20 protein-coding genes are annotated in these 20,443 nt (G+C 36.4%); 9 read left to right on the forward strand and 11 right to left on the reverse strand.

What is annotated here, in order from left to right; all coding sequences use genetic code 11:
• Positions 1–46: 46 nt before the first annotated feature.
• Genes MW688_RS08790 through MW688_RS08800 form a run of 3 tightly spaced genes read right to left on the reverse strand, consistent with a single transcriptional unit; the run spans position 47 to position 1,791 of the window.
• Entirely contained in the window at positions 47–325 is a 279-nt protein-coding gene (locus tag MW688_RS08790) for a hypothetical protein (protein ID WP_486735589.1), read from the reverse strand.
• 8 nt (positions 326–333) lie between these two features.
• Positions 334–999, reverse strand: a complete 666-nt coding sequence (locus tag MW688_RS08795; RefSeq protein WP_486735590.1) for a DUF2301 domain-containing membrane protein — start codon at positions 997–999, stop codon at positions 334–336.
• A gap of 6 nt (positions 1,000–1,005) precedes the next feature.
• A complete protein-coding gene (locus MW688_RS08800; RefSeq protein WP_486735591.1) occupies positions 1,006–1,791 on the reverse strand; it encodes an SAM hydrolase/SAM-dependent halogenase family protein in 786 nt (261 codons plus the stop codon).
• Between the two features lie 8 nt (positions 1,792–1,799).
• Here MW688_RS08800 and folB point away from each other — a divergent pair, with 8 nt between their 5' ends.
• Positions 1,800–2,162 (forward strand): dihydroneopterin aldolase, encoded by a 363-nt coding sequence (gene folB, locus MW688_RS08805; RefSeq protein ID WP_486735592.1) that lies wholly within the window; start codon positions 1,800–1,802, stop codon positions 2,160–2,162.
• 47 nt (positions 2,163–2,209) lie between these two features.
• Here the strand turns inward: folB and MW688_RS08810 are convergent, their stop codons facing one another.
• On the reverse strand, positions 2,210–2,665 hold the full coding sequence (locus tag MW688_RS08810) for a Fur family transcriptional regulator (protein ID WP_486735593.1): 456 nt from the start codon (positions 2,663–2,665) through the stop codon (positions 2,210–2,212).
• Between the two features lie 511 nt (positions 2,666–3,176).
• On the opposite strand from MW688_RS08810, the gene MW688_RS08815 reads away from it, so the two are divergent.
• Positions 3,177–5,597, forward strand: a complete 2,421-nt coding sequence (locus MW688_RS08815) for a S8 family serine peptidase (RefSeq protein ID WP_486735594.1) — start codon at positions 3,177–3,179, stop codon at positions 5,595–5,597.
• A 99-nt stretch (positions 5,598–5,696) separates the two neighbouring features.
• Positions 5,697–5,894 (forward strand): heavy-metal-associated domain-containing protein, encoded by a 198-nt coding sequence (locus MW688_RS08820; RefSeq protein WP_486735595.1) that lies wholly within the window; start codon positions 5,697–5,699, stop codon positions 5,892–5,894.
• Between the two features lie 3 nt (positions 5,895–5,897).
• On the opposite strand, the gene MW688_RS08825 is transcribed toward MW688_RS08820, so the two are convergent.
• On the reverse strand, positions 5,898–6,224 hold the full coding sequence (locus MW688_RS08825) for a DUF4870 domain-containing protein (protein WP_486735596.1): 327 nt from the start codon (positions 6,222–6,224) through the stop codon (positions 5,898–5,900).
• A 60-nt stretch (positions 6,225–6,284) separates the two neighbouring features.
• On the reverse strand, positions 6,285–7,289 hold the full coding sequence (gene pheS / locus MW688_RS08830) for a phenylalanine--tRNA ligase subunit alpha (protein WP_486735597.1): 1,005 nt from the start codon (positions 7,287–7,289) through the stop codon (positions 6,285–6,287).
• 222 nt (positions 7,290–7,511) lie between these two features.
• Here pheS and surE point away from each other — a divergent pair, with 222 nt between their 5' ends.
• On the forward strand, positions 7,512–8,345 hold the full coding sequence (gene surE, locus MW688_RS08835) for a 5'/3'-nucleotidase SurE (RefSeq protein WP_486735598.1): 834 nt from the start codon (positions 7,512–7,514) through the stop codon (positions 8,343–8,345).
• 55 nt (positions 8,346–8,400) lie between these two features.
• Complete coding sequence (locus tag MW688_RS08840; RefSeq protein WP_486735599.1) at positions 8,401–8,985, forward strand: DUF3727 domain-containing protein; 585 nt, start codon at positions 8,401–8,403, stop codon at positions 8,983–8,985.
• A 104-nt stretch (positions 8,986–9,089) separates the two neighbouring features.
• On the opposite strand, the gene MW688_RS08845 is transcribed toward MW688_RS08840, so the two are convergent.
• Positions 9,090–10,358, reverse strand: a complete 1,269-nt coding sequence (locus MW688_RS08845; protein ID WP_486735600.1) for an acetylornithine/succinylornithine family transaminase — start codon at positions 10,356–10,358, stop codon at positions 9,090–9,092.
• Between the two features lie 108 nt (positions 10,359–10,466).
• On the opposite strand from MW688_RS08845, the gene MW688_RS08850 reads away from it, so the two are divergent.
• Positions 10,467–11,516 carry a potassium channel family protein gene (locus MW688_RS08850; protein WP_486735602.1) on the forward strand — a complete coding sequence of 350 codons (1,050 nt, stop codon included), beginning with the start codon at positions 10,467–10,469 and terminating at the stop codon, positions 11,514–11,516.
• Between the two features lie 7 nt (positions 11,517–11,523).
• Entirely contained in the window at positions 11,524–12,195 is a 672-nt protein-coding gene (locus MW688_RS08855; protein WP_486735603.1) for a response regulator transcription factor, read from the forward strand.
• Between the two features lie 16 nt (positions 12,196–12,211).
• Here the strand turns inward: MW688_RS08855 and MW688_RS08860 are convergent, their stop codons facing one another.
• Positions 12,212–14,320 (reverse strand): cation:proton antiporter, encoded by a 2,109-nt coding sequence (locus MW688_RS08860; protein WP_486735604.1) that lies wholly within the window; start codon positions 14,318–14,320, stop codon positions 12,212–12,214.
• 513 nt (positions 14,321–14,833) lie between these two features.
• Here MW688_RS08860 and MW688_RS08865 point away from each other — a divergent pair.
• Both MW688_RS08865 and MW688_RS08870 read left to right on the forward strand, forming a co-directional pair.
• Positions 14,834–15,130, forward strand: a complete 297-nt coding sequence (locus MW688_RS08865) for a YkvA family protein (protein ID WP_486735605.1) — start codon at positions 14,834–14,836, stop codon at positions 15,128–15,130.
• Between the two features lie 60 nt (positions 15,131–15,190).
• Positions 15,191–15,886, forward strand: coding sequence for a response regulator transcription factor (locus MW688_RS08870; RefSeq protein WP_486735606.1), 696 nt, complete (start codon positions 15,191–15,193; stop codon positions 15,884–15,886).
• Positions 15,887–15,919: 33 nt separating this feature from the next.
• Here the strand turns inward: MW688_RS08870 and MW688_RS08875 are convergent, their stop codons facing one another.
• From MW688_RS08875 to MW688_RS08885, 3 genes are all read right to left on the reverse strand, one after another.
• Positions 15,920–16,459: an RNA 2'-phosphotransferase gene (locus MW688_RS08875; protein ID WP_486735607.1), complete on the reverse strand. Its 540-nt coding sequence runs from the start codon at positions 16,457–16,459 to the stop codon at positions 15,920–15,922.
• Between the two features lie 402 nt (positions 16,460–16,861).
• Positions 16,862–17,467, reverse strand: coding sequence for a vWA domain-containing protein (locus MW688_RS08880; RefSeq protein WP_486735608.1), 606 nt, complete (start codon positions 17,465–17,467; stop codon positions 16,862–16,864).
• A 262-nt stretch (positions 17,468–17,729) separates the two neighbouring features.
• On the reverse strand, positions 17,730–20,443 hold a 2,714-nt coding region (locus MW688_RS08885), incomplete at its 5' end, for a helicase-related protein (protein ID WP_486735609.1).

Raw genomic sequence — 20,443 nt, forward strand, 5'->3', positions numbered from 1 at the left:
AATGAGCAAGTTTTAGCAGTAATGAGTAAATATTTTTCAACTGTATTTAGCCCTCTACAATTAGGGTATCTGCTTCTAGAGGTTTATATACTGCTAAAAATGGCTGAATTGTGCCCATAACTATAGCAATAATTATAGTAATAATTAGTAAAATGATTAACCAGGCTTCTATGGTTAAACTCCACTGTAGTTTATATTCAACCAACCCCCAAACTTTACTAATCTCAGGGCAATCAGATGATTTTTCCATCTCCTGAGGTACAGAGGTTAAGGCAACAGACACCCATTTTAAAACGGAAATTGCTATATAATCGATAAATTGCATTAACTTTTTTAACCCTCGTTTTTAGCTTTTGCTTGAGCTAAATAAGCAAAAACTGATTTATCACCGATATCTGGGGGAATTGCTTGAGTTAATTTACGCACAGCAAAAATAGTAAATAAAACCGCCCAACTCACCAGTAAGATTTTTTCAGTTGTTACTGATAGAATATTAAACAAATGTCCTAGTAGTAATAGTGGTACTAGAGGCGTCAGTAATTTTGTTTCTAAACGTCCAAAACAAAACCCTTCTTTGAAGTAAACTCCCGTTAAAGCAGCAAACAGCCAACCTATTCCTAGTAAAGTTAGGGGATGTTCATATACATATATAGCTAAGGGTTCTTGAATTAAACTTAGGATAAGAATCCCTGTACAATTACCAACCCACCAAAATACTTGTAAGAGTTTTTTTAAGGGGGCTAAGTAAATGTGAATAGTAATTAAACTAATGCCTAAGCTAAGGGAAAAAATGAAAAACAAGGGGGAGATAGAATTAATAATAACTGGATTATCAGCTAGTAATAATAATTCTATGGTAACTAGAGTAAGACACACAGAAGCAATAGTTAAACCTAGACGATAAATAATTACTTCTCGGCGATCGCTTTTTTCAATGGTAAATTCACCGAATTGCCCTTGATATACTTCCGTTTCTGTAGCTGATTGAGATGTTATCATGACTAATCACTCAAATTTCACTATAATTTTATCTCCTATATTTAATTTTAACTTTTGTTGAGCATTGCCACCATTCAGGGCAATTTCTACCCAACCATTGCTACTAACTAAGGCTAGTAATTCTCCTGCGGCTACATTACTATAAGTTTTTTGGTGGTTAACTCTAGTTTCATTAACCATAACAAACCAAGATTTTCCTACTATTACTGCTTCTGGTATATTACTGATTAAATTGCCAAAATGATCTATATACAGAATCATCCCTTCAACTCTGTCGGCGCTTAAATTGTAACTGGGTAGAGGTAGTTTGACTAAACTATCTACAGGAATTTTACTGCCTAATTTGGTAAATAGTACCCCATTAGCCAAATGTGCCGCCACCGGGGCAAAAATATCTCTACCATGAAAAGTGTAACTAGGCTGTGGATTAAGCCAATATTGAGATTTATTTAGTTCTATAGCTTCTATTACTCCTAAATGCTTCATAATTCCTGTAAATAAACCATTATCAGGACCAATTAAGTAATTATTTCCCTGACAGTGACAGGCGATACAGCGACGGCGATTACCTACTCCAGGGTCGATAACACCAACATAAATGGTAGAATCAGGAAAATAATTACAGGCATTTACTAGGGCAAAATTAGCGGCTAGGAGATTTTGAGGAGGGATTTGATGTGTAATGTCGATTACAGAGATATTAGGGTTAATTTTGGCAATTACTCCTTTGATTACTCCTACATAAATGTCTTCTAAGCCAAAATCAGTAATTAGGGCGATTAGTTTAGTCATAAGAAAATATGGATACTATTAAAATAAATAAAATTCGTGCCTATGGATATACAGGTTTTTTACCAGAAGAACAAACTTTAGGTCAATGGTTTGAAGTAGATTTAACTCTGTGGGTAGATTTGAGTAAATCAGGTAAAAGCGATCGCCTAGAGGATACTCTTGATTATCGCCAGGTGATTGACTTAGTTAAACGCCAAATTCAAACTAATAAATTCTTACTGGTAGAAAAATTAGCATCGGCGATCGCCAGTGAGATTTTACTACTTCCACTAGTTAATCAAGTCCGCATACACCTATCAAAACTTTCACCTCCCATTCCTGATTTTTCTGGTACCATTACCATTGACCTTACTAGGAAGAAAGATACTTAATTGTGCAGTTTTTCACTTCTAGCTAATTGATTATTACTTGAGGAAATCTATTGGTCTTCTGGGATTGAGCGATTTTGATACCCGTAAAAATTAATATTGTATTCTACAATCTTAACCCCTGTTTTAGCTTCAATATTTTGAATCAACTCTGGAGGTAAATCTATTTGAATATCGATAATTCGTTGAGTATCAAGACAATTAATGTGACTGTGAACATCATTAAAACAACTATAAAGTCTCCCATTACATTTTTCTAGGCATTCAATAATTCCTTGACATGACAAAGTTTCCAAATTTTGGTAAACAGAAGTATAACCAATTTCCTTCCCTTGTTCATTTAACAGTTGATAAATTTCCTTAGCTGATAAATGTTGCTTTACTTGCCAAAGTAATTCTAAAATAAACCGTCTTTGACGGCTGACCCGCATTCCTAATTCTTGGCAACGCTTAATGGCATCTTCTAAAGATCTAATTTTCGTCGGTTTTTCCCCTTGATTATCCATCTTGAGGTTCAATTATGTTTATTTAAAGTCATATCCACTTTAACCTAGCTCTTAAAAAATGTCTACTCAATCTATAAGTATTAGGACTAGAGAGGTCAACCGGGACATTTTGGGTGGAAGGTTATTAGGTACAATGGTAGAATAATTTCCCACGCCCTAGATTTTAAATCCAGGGAACGGATTATCTCGTCTCAACTAGCTTTTCCCGGCTTAAGTTGGTAGCCATATTAGTACTATGTCTGAATAGTACTAAAAAAAAGTATTATTTGTTACCAGATGTCTAGTAAAATTTTGTTACCATCATAAGGTTTTACTCAAAGCTTAAGCAGTTATCTCAAAAAAAAAGCTACAAATCAAAAAAATATAAAATTCTTTTTTTCCTTACATAGCTTGATTTTCAAAGATTTTTTAGCTGTCTATCATTATTTTTTTTCAAAAAAGTGTAGCTAACATTTATAGAATTAGTGTAGGATAACTAAGAAACAAAATCTTGAGCAAATAATTGAAAGCTATGTTTTTAACCAACACAGAAATTACATCTCTACTTGACTCAAGTAGCCTAAATAACTCAGGAAATGATTATGGACTCACAGAAGGAGAACTTCTAAACAGTAACCTTAACAGTCAACAACCAATAATTGAGTTATCATCCCCATCATTTGACTCAGGAATTGAGTTATTATCTCCATCAGTTGAATCAGGAATTGAGTTGTCATCTCCATCAGTTGAATCAGGAATTGAGTTTCCTCCTCCATCAGATGGATCAGGAATTGAGTTATCACCTCCACCAGATGAATCAATTCAAGACATTGAAATCTCCGATGAAGACAACGACTTTCTGATTTCCCCTCAAAAGTCCTCCAATACTTCAAACAGTTATCAAAATCCCGAAGATATTGCACTAAAGAAAGCAAGAGAAATAATTTATGGAAACATAACCGATAATAATAAAAACTATTATTATCGCTTTACAGTAAAAGATGATATTTTATTTAATTTAAGATTTAACAACCTTGGCAAAAGCAATGCTAACCTAAAATTACTTCAAAATAAGAATAATGTTATAGCACAATCAAATAAGAACAGTAGCTCAACTGAAACAATTACAGCAGAATTAACTAAGGGTACATATTATATCAACGTATTTAGTCAAAAAGAGGCGGGATATAAACTAGTAGTTGATAGTGATAAAATAGAAAATCCTGGCAATAATCCCAATACAGCTAAAGATTTAAAATTATTAAAAAACTGGAATCAAGAAGGAGGTTGGGTAGGTAATGGAGATACGATAGATTATTATAAATTTGAAATCTCTAGAGACTCAGATTTAAGAATAAATTTAGGTAATTTACAAGATGATGCTCGACTTGATCTTTACGATTCTAGAAATAGATTATTATTGAGTTCAAATAATCCCAATACAGAAGATGAAACAATAGAAGCGGAATTGACAAAGGGTGAATACTATGTATCGGTTTCTGGTAATAAAAATACAATGTATCAACTGTCAATGAAGAAAAGAAATAGTTTTGAACCAGGTGAGAGTATAAATGAAGCTCAAGACCTCAATAATATTGGAAATAAGACTAGGAGAACTAGAGAAGGATGGGTTGGAAGTACTGATTTACAAGATTTTTATAAAATAAGAGTATCAAAAGAGGTTAACCTCGATATTGAATTAGATAATTTGTCGGACAATGCTGATTTACGACTCTACGACACAACAGGAAGACCCATCGAGACTTCTCGAAAATCAGGAACTAATACTGAAACCATTTCAACGAAAAACAGTATTGGCAACTACTATATAGAAGTATTCACTAACCGCCCCAGTGTTGATTATAAGTTAAAGGTCTCCGGTACAGAGGACAGAAATTCCAATCAACCACCATCATCATCGCCCGTTGACATTGTTGTAGAGGAAATAAACTACAGTCTCAATGACTTAAGAAAGAGACAATTTGATCCAGTTACAGGTTATGGTTTGGTAGATGCAAGTGATGCTGTAGCGAAAGCTTTGGAAAGAGGACCTTTAAAAGAACAGCCTGATATAGGTGGTAACAGTTGGCATCTAGATATGATGAATGTACCAGATGTTTGGGCGGCAGGTTATACAGGAAGAGGAGTTACGGTAGCGGTAATCGATAGCGGTATTGATCTTCGTCATCAAGAATTGAGGGATAACATTTGGAAAAATACCAGAGAAATACCTAATAATGGAAAAGATGACGATAGAAATGGCTACGTTGATGATGTTAACGGTTGGAACTTTATTGATGACGATGGTGACCCGACTGACTCGGGCTCTCACGGAACCCATGTAAGTGGTATAATCGCGGCGCAAGATGATCCAAGTATCTCTAACAGAACTGAAGAGGTGATAGGCGTTGCTCCTAATGCTAAAATTATGCCCTTGAATGTATTTGGAAACAATCGAGGAGCTTCCATCAGTAGCATAACTGAGGCAATAAACTATGCGGTTAATAATGGAGCTCAAGTAATTAATATTAGTTTAGGTATCTTAGGAGATCAATATGCCAGTTTCTTTAGTTCTGTTGAAAATGCTATTACCAGAGCCGCAAGAAACGATGTAGTAGTAGTTATGTCCGCAGGAAATGATCGCGGCAACCCAACTACAAGCTTTTATCCAGCGACCTTTGCCACTGAAGCAGGTATAGCTGTGGGAAGTGTTGATGAAAATGGCCAAATTAGTAATTTTTCCAATCATGCTGGTCGGGGAGCAGAAGATTTGTATTATGTTACAGCTCCTGGGCGCAATATTATCTCAGCAATACCTGGTAACGATAGAACAGGTTCTAAGTCTGGAACTTCTATGGCAGCTCCCGCAGTAGCTGGAGTTGTTGCTTTAATGCTAGATGCAAATGAGGATCTTACTGAACAACAAGTTCGTGATATTCTTATTTCCGAATAGAGAGATAGATTGGGCACAAAAATTCTGTGTTCCAACATTATTATATTTTGTTCATTGCTATAATAACCTTTAATTATCTATAAAGGAGTGTCTTAAATAATGTCTATGAACTTATCAGTTCCTTCTATTGTTTGCCAAGGTTGTGTAGACTTGATTACCAAAGAAATTAAACAAGCTTTTCCCGAGGCTGAGGTAAATGTTAACTTAGAGACAAAAACAGTCAGTGTTGATACTCAAGCCCCGGAAGCTTCCATCAAAGAAATAATCGTCAACGCAGGACATACCGTTGAAAGTTAGAGTTTAGAGAATGCGCAGAATTAGAGGGTATTTGAACTCCTTATCGGGGTCATTCCAAACTTGCCAAATAGCGATCGCTGGCATAACCAAACTTGTAACACCTACAATTGGTAACAATAACAACCCAATTAATACAAAAGTTAAAATACCCGCTATAATTCCCCAAAACCAAATATTCAGGTGAAAATTTAGAGATTCTCTGGCGTTTTCTTTAACGATTTGGTCATCTGAAATAAAGAAAATAGCCAGAGGTATACCTACAGATACGAATGTAGCACTTAAGAATATAGCTCCGTGAGAAATGATTGAAAGTAGTTTCCTTTTATCCATATATTAAATTAGCCCTATGAACTACTTTTAATCTACCTCAAAGGGTTCCTGTAGATCTATTTAAAACTGTCGTAAAAACCGTAAGTCACTATTATAGAGACGACGAATATCATCAATCTCATGGAGGACCATGGCAAATCTTTCTACCCCCAAACCAGCAGCAAAACCAGTATAAATCTCGGGATCATAACCAACTGCTTTTAAGACATTGGGATCTACCATGCCACAACCCATTACTTCTAGCCATTTTCCCTGCCATTGCACATCAACTTCCGCAGAAGGTTCTGTAAAAGGAAAATAACTAGCACGGAATCGTAATGGTAAGTCTTCTCCAAAAATTTGTCTAATAAACTCTTTTACTGTACCTTTGAGTTGAGTAAAAGTTAGTTTCTGGTCAACGGCCAAAATTTCTATCTGGTGGAATACCGCCGAATGAGTCGCATCTACAGTATCTCTACGGTAAACTCTACCGGGAGCAACAATACGAATTGGCGGCTGATTATTTTCCATGTACCGAATTTGTACTGAAGATGTATGAGTTCTCAGGAGTTTTTCGTGAGGTAAATAAAAGGTATCCTGCATATCCCTGGCTGGATGATCTGCTGGAGTGTTTAAAGCTTCAAAATTATAATAGTCACTCTCAACATGAGGTCCTTCGGCCACAGTATATCCTAAACCTACAAAGATATCTAAGATCCGATCAATCATGCCGTTAAGAGGGTGTATGTTGCCTAGGGGACGACTTACTCCCGGCATAGTTACATCTAGTTTTTCCGCTGCTAGTTGAGCTGCTATTTCCGCCGCTTCTAAACTTTGACGCTGAGATTCTAACAGTGTTTGCAACTCTTGTTTAACTTTATTGGCTATTTCTCCAAGACGTGGTCTGTCTTCTGGGCTTAATTTACCCATAGCGCGGAGAATTTGTGAAAGTTCACCTTTTTTGCCTAGATAGCTAATTCTTAGCTTTTCTAACTCATCTGTGCTTTTACTACTAGTAATCTCTGTTTGAGCGGTTTTTTGTAAATTTTTTACTTGAATTTCGATTTCTTGGAGAGTTGTAGTCATGGTTAATTCAATTCTTTACCACTAGCATTGTATAATTGATTACGGGCTTTTAATTTGTGGTTTTCTGGGGTTTATGGGGTAAAATGTGATGAAAATTACACTTTTTTGCTCTATTGCCTATTCCCAAACTTGATATAAGATATAAGTTAACACTTATCACCATAAATAAGAGAGAGCCTGGTGGATGTTAAACTCCTCCTCGTTGTATCTTAGCTTATTTCGATGACTAAACCTTTAAATTTATTGATTAGTAATGATGATGGCATTTTTGCTCTAGGTTTGAGAACCTTGGCTAATACCTGTGCCGCCTCTGGACACAAAGTAACTATAGTAGCTCCTGACCGCGAACGTTCAGCTACTGGTCATGGCTTGACTCTACATCAGCCGATTCGCGTAGAAGCGATTGATTCTCTTTTTCACCCTGATGTAACTGCTTTCTCCTGTTCTGGAACCCCCTCTGATTGTGTTAAATTAGCCCTTTCTGCTCTCCTCGAAGAACCTCCAGATTTTGTCTTGGCTGGAATTAATCATGGCTCTAATTTGGGAACTGATATTCTCTACTCCGGGACAGTCTCCGCTGCTATGGAGGGTCTCATCGAAGGCTATACTAGTGTTGCTTTGAGTTTGGTTAGTTACACTAGTCATGAGTTTCAACCTGCTGCTAATTTTACAGTTAAGTTATTACAAGAATTAACCATAAAATCCCCCGAAAACCCCACTCTGCTTAATGTTAATATTCCCTCTGTTCCCGAAACGGCGATCGCTGGCAGTATCTTAACCCGTCAGGGTTTACGACGCTACATTGAAACTTTTCAAAAACGTGTAGATCCTCGCGGCAAAAATTACTATTGGTTAGCTGGAGAGTTAGTTGAAGATATAGAACAACCAAATCATCTTCATTTACCCCCATCTATCCCTACTGATGTTCAAGCCATTCAGCAAAATTATATTACTATTACTCCTTTGCAATATAATTTAACAGATGTTTGTTTTACTAATTATTTGACTGAAGAAAACTTCATAGGACACCTCAATAAATCTCTTAAATCTTGTTGATCCATTATATGATATCCTCTTTTTTAGTAATCCAATTTAAACTCTAATCTTTCTTATGTCTTCTTCTCAGTTTTCTCAAACCAGTGAACAAGATGACCACGATAACTTAACTATATTTGACGCTTATGGGCGTTCTCTTGACTGTTATATCGAAAATTCTCTAGAATACCAAAATCATACTTATTTACTTTTATTACCATGTAACTCTCCTGTAGTTGTTTTATGTGAAAATAATGAAGATGAAGATCCTGACTGGGAAGAAACAATAATTATTGAAGATCAAGAAGAAATATCTGCTATCTTTCCTGATGCTAAAGCTGTCTTAGCAGAATTAAATTTATTACTCCATAATACTGCCTATACCTTAACCATTACCGGAGAATTACCTCCTTTAGAAGAAGAGAACATTTGGAATTTAGACCTAGATGAAGAAGATCCCCTCATAGAACAAGAAGAATTACAATGGTTAGCTAATTTCTATTCTCAAGGACAAAAATATAATATTTGTGCCCCAATTAATCCTATTCTCTTTGTAGCTAAATCCGACGACAATGATCAAATTACTTTATTGTCATCTACAGATCCTGAATTAAAATACATCCTTAATGAATTATTATTTGACGATTGGGATAACGATTAATTATTTTTTCTTTAATAATATGGTTTTAGAGGAATTTGAGTAAACCTCGTCTTCACTGACGAGGTTTGAGGCCAATGAGCATAAAAACAGCCAAAAAACTGACTCTAGGCGAGAATTTTGTTGATTGCTGTGGTTAACTTTTCTACCGCCTCTTCCACTTCAGCTTCAGTTACAATCAAAGGAGGTACAAAGCGTACAACTTTAGGACCCGCAGGGACTAATAGTAAACCCTCTTCAATTGCCTGTTTAACAATATCACTCGAAGTAATTTCAGATTCTGATTGTAACTCCATACCGTTGATTAGACCCCAACCGCGTACCTCTTTAACTAATTGAGGGTTAGCAGAGGCGATCGCCCGCAGACGAGTACGTAGTTGTTCCCCTCTAGATTCGACATTTTGTAAGATACCTTCTGCTTCTATAGTATGACCTACAGTTAAACCTGCCGCGCAAGCAAAGGGATTTCCTCCGAAAGTACTAGCATGGTTCCCCGGTTCAAAAACATTACAGAACTCTTTACACATCATCGCGCCGATAGGGATACCACCAGCTAATCCTTTTGCGCTAGTAAATACATCGGGTTCAATCCCCAGTTTTTCGTAACCCCAGTACTTGCCACTGCGTCCTACACCAACTTGTACCTCATCCAGTATTAATAGTATTCCGGTTTCATCGCAAATTTTCCGTAAACGTAAGAAATACTCTAAATCTCCAGGACGCACTCCCCCTTCTCCTTGAAGAGGTTCTAGCATAATTGCTGCTACCCGAGAGTTCCCTTCGTCTATATCAGTAATTGCGTTCTCGATAGCGTTAATATCATTATAGGGAACATAAGCAAAACCTGGTACTAAAGGAGAGAAACCCTGTTGATACTTCGGCTGTGCTGTTGCTGTAATTGTTGCTAGGGTACGTCCGTGGAAGCTAGAATGAGCAGTTAAAATTACTGGTATTTCTAAATCTAAAACTTGGTGTGCGTACTTACGAGCTAATTTGATAGCAGCTTCATTAGCTTCTGCCCCTGAGTTACAGAAAAATACTTTGTCAGCACATGAATGTTCTACAATCCACTTAGCTAATTGGCCCTGTTCTGGTAAATAGTAGAGATTAGAAACATGGTGAAGCTTTTGTATTTGTTCTGTTACAGTTTTAATTAAAGCAGGATGTCCATGACCTAGAGTACAAGTAGCAATACCTGCCACAAAATCCAGGTATTCTTTTCCTTCAATATCCCATAGTCGGCAACCTTCACCTCTGGTTATAGTTAAAGGGAAGCGGCTATAGGTATTCATAACATAGCGATGAAATTCAGTTTGGTTAAATGTCTCTGTAGAGCTATTTACCATAGCAGGATTTAAAACAGTTTCTGGACTCACAAACGACTCCTATTAAAATATAGTTTTTTTGACAACTGCCTATTATTCTAGCTAAACCTGAGGATTTGAATCAGTCAATTTGATACCAAGCAAGTATTTATATAGTTCATGGAAGGAAAATATCAACGAATTAAAAATGAATTACTAGCAGGCGCCATTACTCTCCTAGGGATTTTTGGCCTAGGCACAGCTTGGTATTGGCTCATAGAGGGATGGAGTTGGACAGATGCTGCCTATATGACGATAATTACCCTCTCTACGGTGGGTTTTTCTGAAATTCAACCGATGAATGAGCGCGGGCGCATATTTACTATTATCCTAATTTTGTTGGGTTTAATTACTATAGGTTATATTGTTAATCGTTTTACAGAAGCTTTAATAGAAGGCTATTTTCAAGCAGGTATTCGACGGAGGCAAGAAAAACGTTTGATTGATACTCTCAATAAACATTATATTATTTGTGGTTTTGGACGCACAGGACAACAGGTAGCTAGGGAGTTCTACGCCGATAAAGTTCCTTTTGTAATTGTTGATTCGGAATTAGAACAGGTAGAAAAAGCTCAGAATAATGGTTATACCGTGATTCAAGGGGATGCCACATTGGATGAATCTTTACAAAAAGCAAAAATAAACCAAGCGATATGTTTAATTACTACTCTTTCTTCTGATGCTGAAAACCTTTATACTGTTTTATCGGCAAAGACTCTTAATCCTAAAATTCGTGCTATTTCTCGGGCTAGTACCGAAGAAGCAGTGAAAAAGCTGCAAAGGGCCGGAGCTGATGCGGTAGTATCACCATATATTACGGGGGGTAAACGCTTAGCAGCAGTAGCTGTTAGACCCCAAGTAATGGACTTTGTAGATGGGATTCTCACAGGGAGCGATCGCTCATTTTACCTGGAGGAGTTTTTACTAGACCCAGAAAGGTGTCCTTGTGTGGGACAAACTCTCAGCGAGGCGAGATTGCGCTCCCAATCCGGGGCTTTAGTGTTAGCAATTCGTCGCGTTAGCGGAGATTTAATTGCAGGTCCTACTGGAGAAACAAGATTAATGGCCGGAGATTTATTAATTTGTATGGGAACTGCGGAACAATTACGCCTTCTCAATCGTCTCTTAGGTCCTATTTCCTCTGATTTACCCCAAATACCCAAACAGTAGTAAAATTATGAGTTCTATTTTAGTTGTAGAAGATGAGTTTAAACTAGCTCAATTTATTGAGTTAGAACTCAAATACGAAGGCTATGAAGTAACTGTTGTTAACGATGGTTTGAGTGGTTTAACTAAGGCTAGAGAAATGCAACCAGATCTGATTTTGCTCGATTGGATGTTGCCAGCAATTTCTGGTTTAGAGATTTGTCGGCGTCTACGCCTTACAGGTGACCAAGTGCCGATAATTCTCTTAACCGCTAAAGATGACATTAGCGATCGCGTTGCTGGTTTAGACGCCGGGGCAGATGACTATATAGTTAAACCATTTAGTATAGAAGAATTACTAGCAAGAGTACGAGCAAATTTACGGCGGACTCAAGAAGAAGACCCACAACAGCTACAATTCGGAGATTTACGTCTAAATCGTACCACTAGAGAGGTTTATCGTGGTCAACGAAGTATTGAGTTAACAGCCAAAGAATTTGATTTACTGGAATATTTAATGATTCATCCGCGACAAGTACTCACAAGAGATCAAATCCTAGAAAGAGTTTGGGGCTATGATTTCATGGGAGATTCTAACATTATTGAGGTTTATGTCCGTTATTTACGCTTAAAATTAGAGGCAGAAAAAGAAAAACGCCTTATTCAAACAGTCAGAGGCGTCGGTTATGTCTTAAAAGAATAATGCAAGTTTTCTGGCTTTAGTTGAGGTGATTGGGTTCACCAAATAAAACTAAAGAACAACTAATCTGTTTAATCATCTCATCAGTAATACCACTAACAGCTAAACCTCCGGCCGTGCGACGTCTTACCGAACGAATAATCACTAAATCAAAATCAACAGAATGATTAATAATTACCTCGGCAACCGAATCACTGGGGACAGTCTTAATCTGGCAGTCTACAGGCGTCTTTAAATCTTTGACTACTTGGTTTAATTTTGCTTCAAAAGCGGCAATTTGTTCTAGAGAGGTGTTTGGAGCACAAACATGTAACAATGTAACCGAAGCGTGATTAGTATCAGCAAATAACTGAGCAAACTGAATGGTAGTAATTGCTTTAGGAGTAATATTTTCTACTGGCACTAAAATATTGTGAATATTGATGGGATCGTCTAAAAGTTTCATCACTGCTACAGGACAGTGAACTGACCAAAAAACATTATCGATAACATTTCCAAAAAGACGAGCACGTAAACCAACAGTATTAGCCCACCCCATCACAATCAAGCTGGCATTTTCCTCCCTAGCTGTGCGACTAATTCCCTGGGCAACGTCATCGTCAATCCGTAATTTAGGTAAAGCTTCCACTTTCCATTCTTGACTAATTTCTTGAGCCCGTTTAATTAACCTTTGGCTTTGTTTTAAAGCACCATTAAGAATAGGATCATCCATGTGTACATGGGACATAGCAATTGATAAGGGTACAATTACGCCATTTTCGTGTTTAGCTAATAATGCGGCCATTTCTATCAAATATCTTTCTGTATGAGGGTTATATATAGGAACAACTACGGTGAACCGATGGGATTCTTCGTAAGATATTTGATTTTGCCAAGCATTGTTAATTAGACCCCAATCTCCTGGTCTATTTTCTAGTTTAGTTTTAGGCATTGGTAAATTTTTAGCGGCTTTAGCCGTAATAATCGGCCCTAAAATAGAAGTTATCAGCATTAGTACAATTACACTGTTAAACACTGGCTTATCAATTAATGTATCTCCTTGGGCATTAACTGCTTGTAAAGCTGCTAAAGCCGCAGCTAGGGTAGCTGCTACTTGAGGAATAGAGAGGGACCACATAGTTAACATCTCGTCCCAGCGATAACTATATATTGCCTTTGCTGCTAAAGAAGCTAAAAATTTAGTAATTAGTAAACTACTGACAATCCCTAACATTAACAGTGCTGTACTTCCATTACTAAAAGTTTCTATAAAAGCTGGTATATCAATCAATAGCCCCATACCAACAAAGAAAAAAGGAATAAATAAAGTACTACCAACAAACTCGATTTTTTCTTTAACTGGACCAGAACCCACCACATCATTTACCGCCAAACCAGCTAAAAATGCTCCCACAATTCTATCAATATTAATTAATTGTGCTCCCAAAGAAGCTAAAAACACTGCTAATAAAACAAAAAGAAATTGATTACTCTCTTCATCACCACTACGGCGAAAATATTCTCTTCCCGCCCAGTCTAAACCAAATAATACTGCTGCGGCATAAATAGCTAATACTGTTAGTTGAATCACTAATGTAAATAGAGAAAATTCTCCTGAGTGAATCGAAACACAAATTGCTAACACTAATAAAGCGGCAATATCCGTAAAGATTGTTGCTCCAATTGTCACTGTAACTGCTTCATTTCTTACTACCCCTAAACTATTAACAATGGGATAGCCAAGGAGTGTGTGGGAAGCTAGGAGAGAACCAATTAATACCGCTGAATTTAAGCCATATCCACTGTAAGATGCTACTAAAGTTCCTCCCGCTAAAGGTAGAAGGAATGTAGCGAAGCCAAATCCCAGAGAACGATTTTTGTTTTTTCTAAACTCAGCTAAATCTATTTCTAATCCGGCAACAAACATTAAATAAACTTTACCAATAGCTGATAGTAACTCCATGGTTTCTGACTTACTATCTAAAATTTGTAAGCCGTTCCCTCCTAAGATGACTCCAGCAAATAGCAGTCCTACTAATCCGGGTAATTTTATTTTTTCAAAAAGAGGGGGTATAGTTAAAATAACTAGTAGTAGAACTGTAAAACTGATGATGGGACTATTAGGTATAAGATTAACAATTTTTTCCATAGATATTACTCTGATTTGTTTCTATTGTCCACTGATTTAGCTAATAATTTTATGATAGCTAGATTAAATGTAAAATATTGCTCTTTGGGAAAAATAATTGAGATGTAATAGTAATTACAATTTGATGGTAAAAATAAGATATCAGGTCTTCACCCTCAATAGGTACAAATATTGACAAGAAAACATTCAATCCTGATTTTAATCCCATGAACTCATATCTTGCACTCCCAAAAAAGTACAGAAATTGGCCAACAGGCTCCGAATCAATTTTTAAGCGCGATCGCATTAATTCTTTAACTCATTACTTATTACTTCAAAACTTCAAGACTTCTTACTTCAAAACTCAACTCCAACCAGTAACATTAGGTAAAGATGCGAGGGTCTGAGTTTAACTTCCTCTCGGAATAGACCAAAGGTTGAGAAGAGATATCGATAATCAACAGAAGTAATTATACTAAGAGATATAGTGGTTAATTTATATTGACACTAAATCATAATCTGAGTAAAAGTCAAATGAATATTTTGTGGAAATCATTTTATAATTGGTATCGCCAAACACTTCGTAATCCTCGTTACGGTTGGTTAGTAATTGCCATAAGTATAGTATATTTGTTTAGTCCCTTGGATATATCTCCAGACGTAATACCAATAGTAGGACAAGTTGACGACTTAGCAATTATTACTATTTTGGCAACAGAGATATTAAACTTAATCTCACAGAGTTTGAACCAATCCTCAAAACCTAGAGAAACAGATGAGACTGAAACCGACGGCGAAACAATTGATGTGGATGCGGTATCTATAGATTAAAATAAGATTAAGATAAAATTCTTCCCCCGTTATTAACCATTAGAGAAGAAAGCAAAAAAAATGCCAGCAGAGAAAAAACTTTTATTAGTAGATGATGAACCAGGAATACGTGAATCAGTACAAGCCTATTTAGAAGATAGCGGCGAATTTGAAGTAGATGTGGCTAGTAATGCTGAACAAGCTTGGGAATGTTTACAACAAAAGACTCCTGATTTAGTTATCTCTGATATTATGATGCCAAGAGTAGATGGCTATCAATTTCTGAAAAAATTGCGCTCTGATTCTCGCTTCGCTTCTCTTCCAGTGGTTTTTCTCACGGCAAGAGGAATGACTAGCGATCGCATTCAGGGATATCAAGCAGGTTGTGATGCCTACCTCTCTAAACCCTTCGATCCCGATGAGTTAGAGGCAATTATCAGAAATCTCCTAGTCCGTCGTGAAACTCTCACAGAAGATAGCAGTGATAACTCTGAATTAGAGAAAATTGCCCGGGAATTAGAACAAATTAAGGGTATGTTGATACAACAGCCTCATCTGATGTCAACTCCTCCACCAATGGAAATTGAATTAACCCCTAGAGAACGTAGTGTACTCGATTTGGTTGCCCAGGGTTTAATGAATAAAGAAATTGCTAGACGCCTAGACACTAGCGTTAGAAATGTGGAAAAGTATGTAAGCCGTCTATTTAACAAAACTGAAACTAATAGCCGCACTGAATTAGTTCGTTTTGCTCTAAAACACGGCTTGACTCAGTGATATTTTAGGTGTCAGGTGTCAGGTTTTATAGTATTATAGGGGAAAATCAATATATTCTGAAGGAACATACTTTACCAACCAAATACCATTTTGAGAAAGATAAAATTCAAAGTGCGATCGCCACATAATTTCTGCTTTTATTGATAATACAATTGGTGACCCATGGCGTTTCCCTACAGCTAAAGCGGTTTTAACATCTTTAGATAAATGTACATATTGACGATTACCAGGATTTAATCCTTTTTCTTTGATTGAGTCAACAAAACGTTTTGCTGTACCATGAAATAGAAGAGAAGGAGGTTCCCTAGGTTGTAATTGTAAATCTACATACAAGGAATGTCCCTGGGAAGCGCGAATTTTCGTTTTATCTTCATTAAAACTAAAACGCTGCTTATCGTTAGTTGCCACTACTTTTTCTAGTTGAATGCGGTTAAAATTTTTGCCGTGACGATTAGCCAACTCAATTAATTCATCAACATTTGCCCAGCCTTGGTTGTCTAATTTTAAATTAATAATTTCTGGTTTATGCCGTAAAATTAGACTTAAAAATTTACTAACTTGAATATCTTTCATTTGAAACTGAAACCATAATATTTATTGTATTATAGCAAAGGAATTTTAATTCTTCTGCCAAAATAATCGAAATACTTAAAAACAAGGTTCGTAGTTGGACTTTAGTCCAAGAGATACATAAAATATTATGTGATAATTATTAAAAATGATATAGAGATGGGCGCAAGCCTTGATCTGGGCACAAAGCGAGTAGGTTGGGTTAAAAGTCGTGCAACCCAACACACACCCTTTAGAGATAATCAAAGAGATTGTTGGGTTATCTCCCTGCCCAACCTACAAGAGTGCGATCGCCCTAAGATTTAACCTTTCCAATCTTCTACTTCGTAAAGAAATTTAGTACCACCAATTAACTTACGATTAGCGGAGGTACTTTGAACAAATATCACATATTTTGCTAAATTATTAGGTTTTATTCGTACTGTTTCTCCTACAGGTAACCGCTTCTAAAATTTCTTGCTCATAATTTTGTAACTGTTCTAAAGATGATTGTTCATAACAAACAGCTAAAAACAAGTCTGTAATATAAGAAAATTGGTCCAGAGTCAGATGAAATCCGCCACTTTTTTCGGCTAGTTCTTTATAAAAAAGAGTTGCATGAGAACGATTTAAAGCTTGTACACCATGCACTGTAATTCCTTTTTGTATTAAGGTTTCTAACTCTTTGCGCCAGTTAAGTTTTTCAGGAGTTTGAGCAGGGGCGTGGGCAATATCGTCTCCAATCAATACTAAAGTTTTAGCACTAGATACAGTCCAAGAAAAATTTTGAGTTTTATGGAGAACAAGTTCATAACATTCTGGGGAATCACCGCCACTAGTTTTTTCGACATTTTGAACAAAATCACAAATGACATCTACATCCCCAGACAAATCTAATGTTTTAATCACATAAGTGGTTTCTTGATCACAGTAATCACCGTGGGCGATAATACCAATTCTGATACCAGGAATTTCATCCAATAGTTTAGTAATAGTATAGCAAGCTCGCAAATAGATGTTTACAGTTATCATGAAAAGCCCCCCTTTGTTAAGGGGGGTTGGGGGGATCTGTAAATATAAATATTGTTAACACTACAACGCTCATTGCTATAGTTTTTAGATTACGACGTACTTGAGTTAAACAAGGATACATGCTACCAGTTGTGTCAAAACTGAAAACTATTTCAAGTATATTATTTATAATGTTACAACTATTGATTTACTTACATATATTATGAATCATCTCTCGATTGGTTTTTCTAAAATCAAAACTAATTAAACAGACATGATATAACTAACCATTAACAAACCATTGGTAACAGATTAGTTGAATTTCTTCTCCACGAATCATTTCTAAAGTATCCCTATTTGATCGGTTCTCCACTTCACTATATAATTCATTATCTATAAAGTATTCGTCTAATTCTGAAACTATTTGAGTGAAGTTTTCATGTTGAGTAAAGCTATCCCAAATCCCTTTTAATTCCTTATTGTGAGCTTTTAAATTAGTATTGGTAATAACTTGACTTACTCTATCAATTGTGGCCATTAAATTATCATTCCTGTCGGGTGATTGTAGATAGGAAGAATCTGTAAGGAGATGATGAATCTTATTTAAGGTTTTATTAAGTTTTGGTTTAAGTTGTTGGGCGGTTTTTTGTTTCTGAAAGTCTTCTAATAGTTGACGAGTTACGGAGTCTAATACTCGAAAAATACTTGAGTCAAAGGGTATAGGTTTTAGTTCATCTAGAGGGGGAAAATCATGTTCAGAACACTTCAGCCAGTTAAATATTCTCCCTTTGTCAGTAACTACTAGTTGGCTATCGGTGATAATTGTGCCATGGCGACGGGGATACACCCGCCAAAAGTGTTTATCTCTGGCTTTAAACGCTAAAAATAAGCCCCCTTCCTGGAATTGATAGTCGGGTATACCAAAGGAGTATGTACTATGAATCCCTAGGGGAATTTCTTCAATTTCTTTGAGGGTGCGGTTTTGGATGAATTCTAGGAGGGGGAGTCTCATTTTATCCAGAGAGACTAATTCAGCAACCTGGGTTAATTCTTCGAGAATCGCTTGTTTATCTGCGGGAGTATCGGCTTGTTTGAGTTTAATTAATTCTTCTAAACTACGTTCAGATATAGTTTCACCTAAGACGCTGGCATCTAATCCTACTTCTCGGTCAATGGTGGCGATTCTTTCTTGTAGTCTTTTTACTAGTTGCAGTAGGTCTTCTAATCCTTCTTCGGGGAAGCAGTTATATATATACAGGTTTTCATAGTCTGTACCTAGTCTATCAATTCTTCCTGCTCTTTGAATCATGCGTACAGGATTCCAGTGTAGAGATAGGTTGATTAAATACCCGGAATCTTGGAGATTTTGCCCTTCTGAGAGAACATCGGTACATATTAAGATGTCTATGGGGTTGTTGCTATATTTTTCTAGTTCTCTTTCGTCTATACAGTTGGCTTTGGGGGCAAATCTTTTGACTTTTTCTTCTCTTTGGTTGTTTTTCGTATCTCCTGTAATTATCTCAATCACCGGGTTACCCATATTCTCTAACCAGGTGGAATCTTTCTTTAGTTGTTGGTAGACGTATTTGACTGTATCTTTGTAGTAATCAAAGACGATAATTTTTTTACCTTTGAGGGTGAGTAGTAATTGCTTAAAGGCTTCTAGTTTGCGATCATAGTCTTTGCCATCGGCTACAGATTGTTTAATGGTTTCTAGTTTATCTAGTATCTGTTTTAGGGTTTCTATATCTGCTTCTATTTGCTTTTGTAAAGGAGGTGTTTGATATTCTGTGATTTTAATACTCTCTAAGGAGTTGATGACTTGAGTTATATCTTGGTTATCTTCTTCTTCGTTTTCGTAGGTGAGAATTAATTTGCGGAAGTTTTTACTGTCTAGTAGTTTATTTTCCTGGGTGAAAACTTGGTAGAATTTCTCTTGAAAGTTAAGTTGATTGGTGATGCTTTTTTCAAAGGCGGCGATGGAACTTTCTAATCGTTTCAGGTAAAGGGCTTTTTGTAAGTATACTAAAGCTTTATTGCGCTTAATCTCGGTTTTGTCTTGTTTTTGCTTTTTGGTTTTAAAGTCTTTGATATTGTAGGGAGCTAAATTAAGGCTGTCTATTTGGTTGGCAATCCCGGCGTATAGTCTTTGAAAAGAGGCTTCAAAGTTGTAGGTAAATTTTTCTAGTTGTCTTTCTGGAAATTTAATGAGTTTTCCCGCGATTATTACTTCTTCTCCTGCTTTTTGTCTTCTAATAACGTCTAGACGCGATCGCCTCACCATGGTTTGCATTAATAGTTCGGTTATTTCAATGCTACCTTGATTTAGTTGTTTAAAATAGGTATTCAGGTTTCTAATTCCATATTCTTGATAGTAGGTATCTTGAGACTGAGTAATTAGAGAGATTTGATGATATAAATCGTAAATACTGTTATTAATCGGGGTGGCTGTCAGTAGTAAGACTCTTTTATTAGGATTACCGCCACTGAGTAATTTTTGAAGATTATGATAACGTTTAGTAGAACTATTGCGAAAACTATGGGATTCATCTATTACCACAATATCGTGGTTGCGGTAGCGACTGATATCAAAGTTATCCCGGCTAATTTCTTCTTGGGAGACTATATCGGCTTTAATGCCAAATTCATCTAGTTTTTTTGACCACATTAAGTCTCGGAGTTGGGCAGGACATACTACTAAGGCCCGGGGTACATATTTCGGTTGACGAAGTTTGGTTAAATAGTATTCTAAAACTCGTAAACCCATATAGGTTTTGCCTAAGCCAACGGCATCGGCTATGATACAACCTTTGTGTCTTTCTATTAGTTTAATGGCTCTTTCCCAACCTTCTTGTTGAAAGTTGGCTAATTCTAGGGTTGTTTCTCCACTTTCGCCTACATAAGTATCTTCTTTGAATAATTCATAAAGGGCTTTGAGAAATACTTGGTAGGGGGTATAGGGTTTAGAACCAAATTTAGAGGCGTTTAATGCTTCTA

It is taken from the genome of Johannesbaptistia floridana, from assembly GCF_057440575.1.

Coding starts and splice junctions, on each gene's coding strand:
- MW688_RS08840 (WP_486735599.1), top strand. CDS start 8,401: ATGTCTTCTTCTCAGTTTTCTCAAACCAGTGAACAAGATGACCACGAT.
- MW688_RS08795 (WP_486735590.1), bottom strand. CDS start 999: ATGATAACATCTCAATCAGCTACAGAAACGGAAGTATATCAAGGGCAA.
- MW688_RS08865 (WP_486735605.1), top strand. CDS start 14,834: ATGAATATTTTGTGGAAATCATTTTATAATTGGTATCGCCAAACACTT.
- MW688_RS08810 (WP_486735593.1), bottom strand. CDS start 2,665: ATGGATAATCAAGGGGAAAAACCGACGAAAATTAGATCTTTAGAAGAT.
- MW688_RS08880 (WP_486735608.1), bottom strand. CDS start 17,467: ATGATAACTGTAAACATCTATTTGCGAGCTTGCTATACTATTACTAAA.
- MW688_RS08870 (WP_486735606.1), top strand. CDS start 15,191: ATGCCAGCAGAGAAAAAACTTTTATTAGTAGATGATGAACCAGGAATA.
- MW688_RS08820 (WP_486735595.1), top strand. CDS start 5,697: ATGTCTATGAACTTATCAGTTCCTTCTATTGTTTGCCAAGGTTGTGTA.
- MW688_RS08825 (WP_486735596.1), bottom strand. CDS start 6,224: ATGGATAAAAGGAAACTACTTTCAATCATTTCTCACGGAGCTATATTC.
- folB (WP_486735592.1), top strand. CDS start 1,800: ATGGATACTATTAAAATAAATAAAATTCGTGCCTATGGATATACAGGT.
- surE (WP_486735598.1), top strand. CDS start 7,512: ATGACTAAACCTTTAAATTTATTGATTAGTAATGATGATGGCATTTTT.
- MW688_RS08800 (WP_486735591.1), bottom strand. CDS start 1,791: ATGACTAAACTAATCGCCCTAATTACTGATTTTGGCTTAGAAGACATT.
- pheS (WP_486735597.1), bottom strand. CDS start 7,289: ATGACTACAACTCTCCAAGAAATCGAAATTCAAGTAAAAAATTTACAA.
- MW688_RS08855 (WP_486735603.1), top strand. CDS start 11,524: ATGAGTTCTATTTTAGTTGTAGAAGATGAGTTTAAACTAGCTCAATTT.
- MW688_RS08850 (WP_486735602.1), top strand. CDS start 10,467: ATGGAAGGAAAATATCAACGAATTAAAAATGAATTACTAGCAGGCGCC.
- MW688_RS08860 (WP_486735604.1), bottom strand. CDS start 14,320: ATGGAAAAAATTGTTAATCTTATACCTAATAGTCCCATCATCAGTTTT.
- MW688_RS08875 (WP_486735607.1), bottom strand. CDS start 16,459: ATGAAAGATATTCAAGTTAGTAAATTTTTAAGTCTAATTTTACGGCAT.
- MW688_RS08815 (WP_486735594.1), top strand. CDS start 3,177: ATGTTTTTAACCAACACAGAAATTACATCTCTACTTGACTCAAGTAGC.
- MW688_RS08790 (WP_486735589.1), bottom strand. CDS start 325: ATGCAATTTATCGATTATATAGCAATTTCCGTTTTAAAATGGGTGTCT.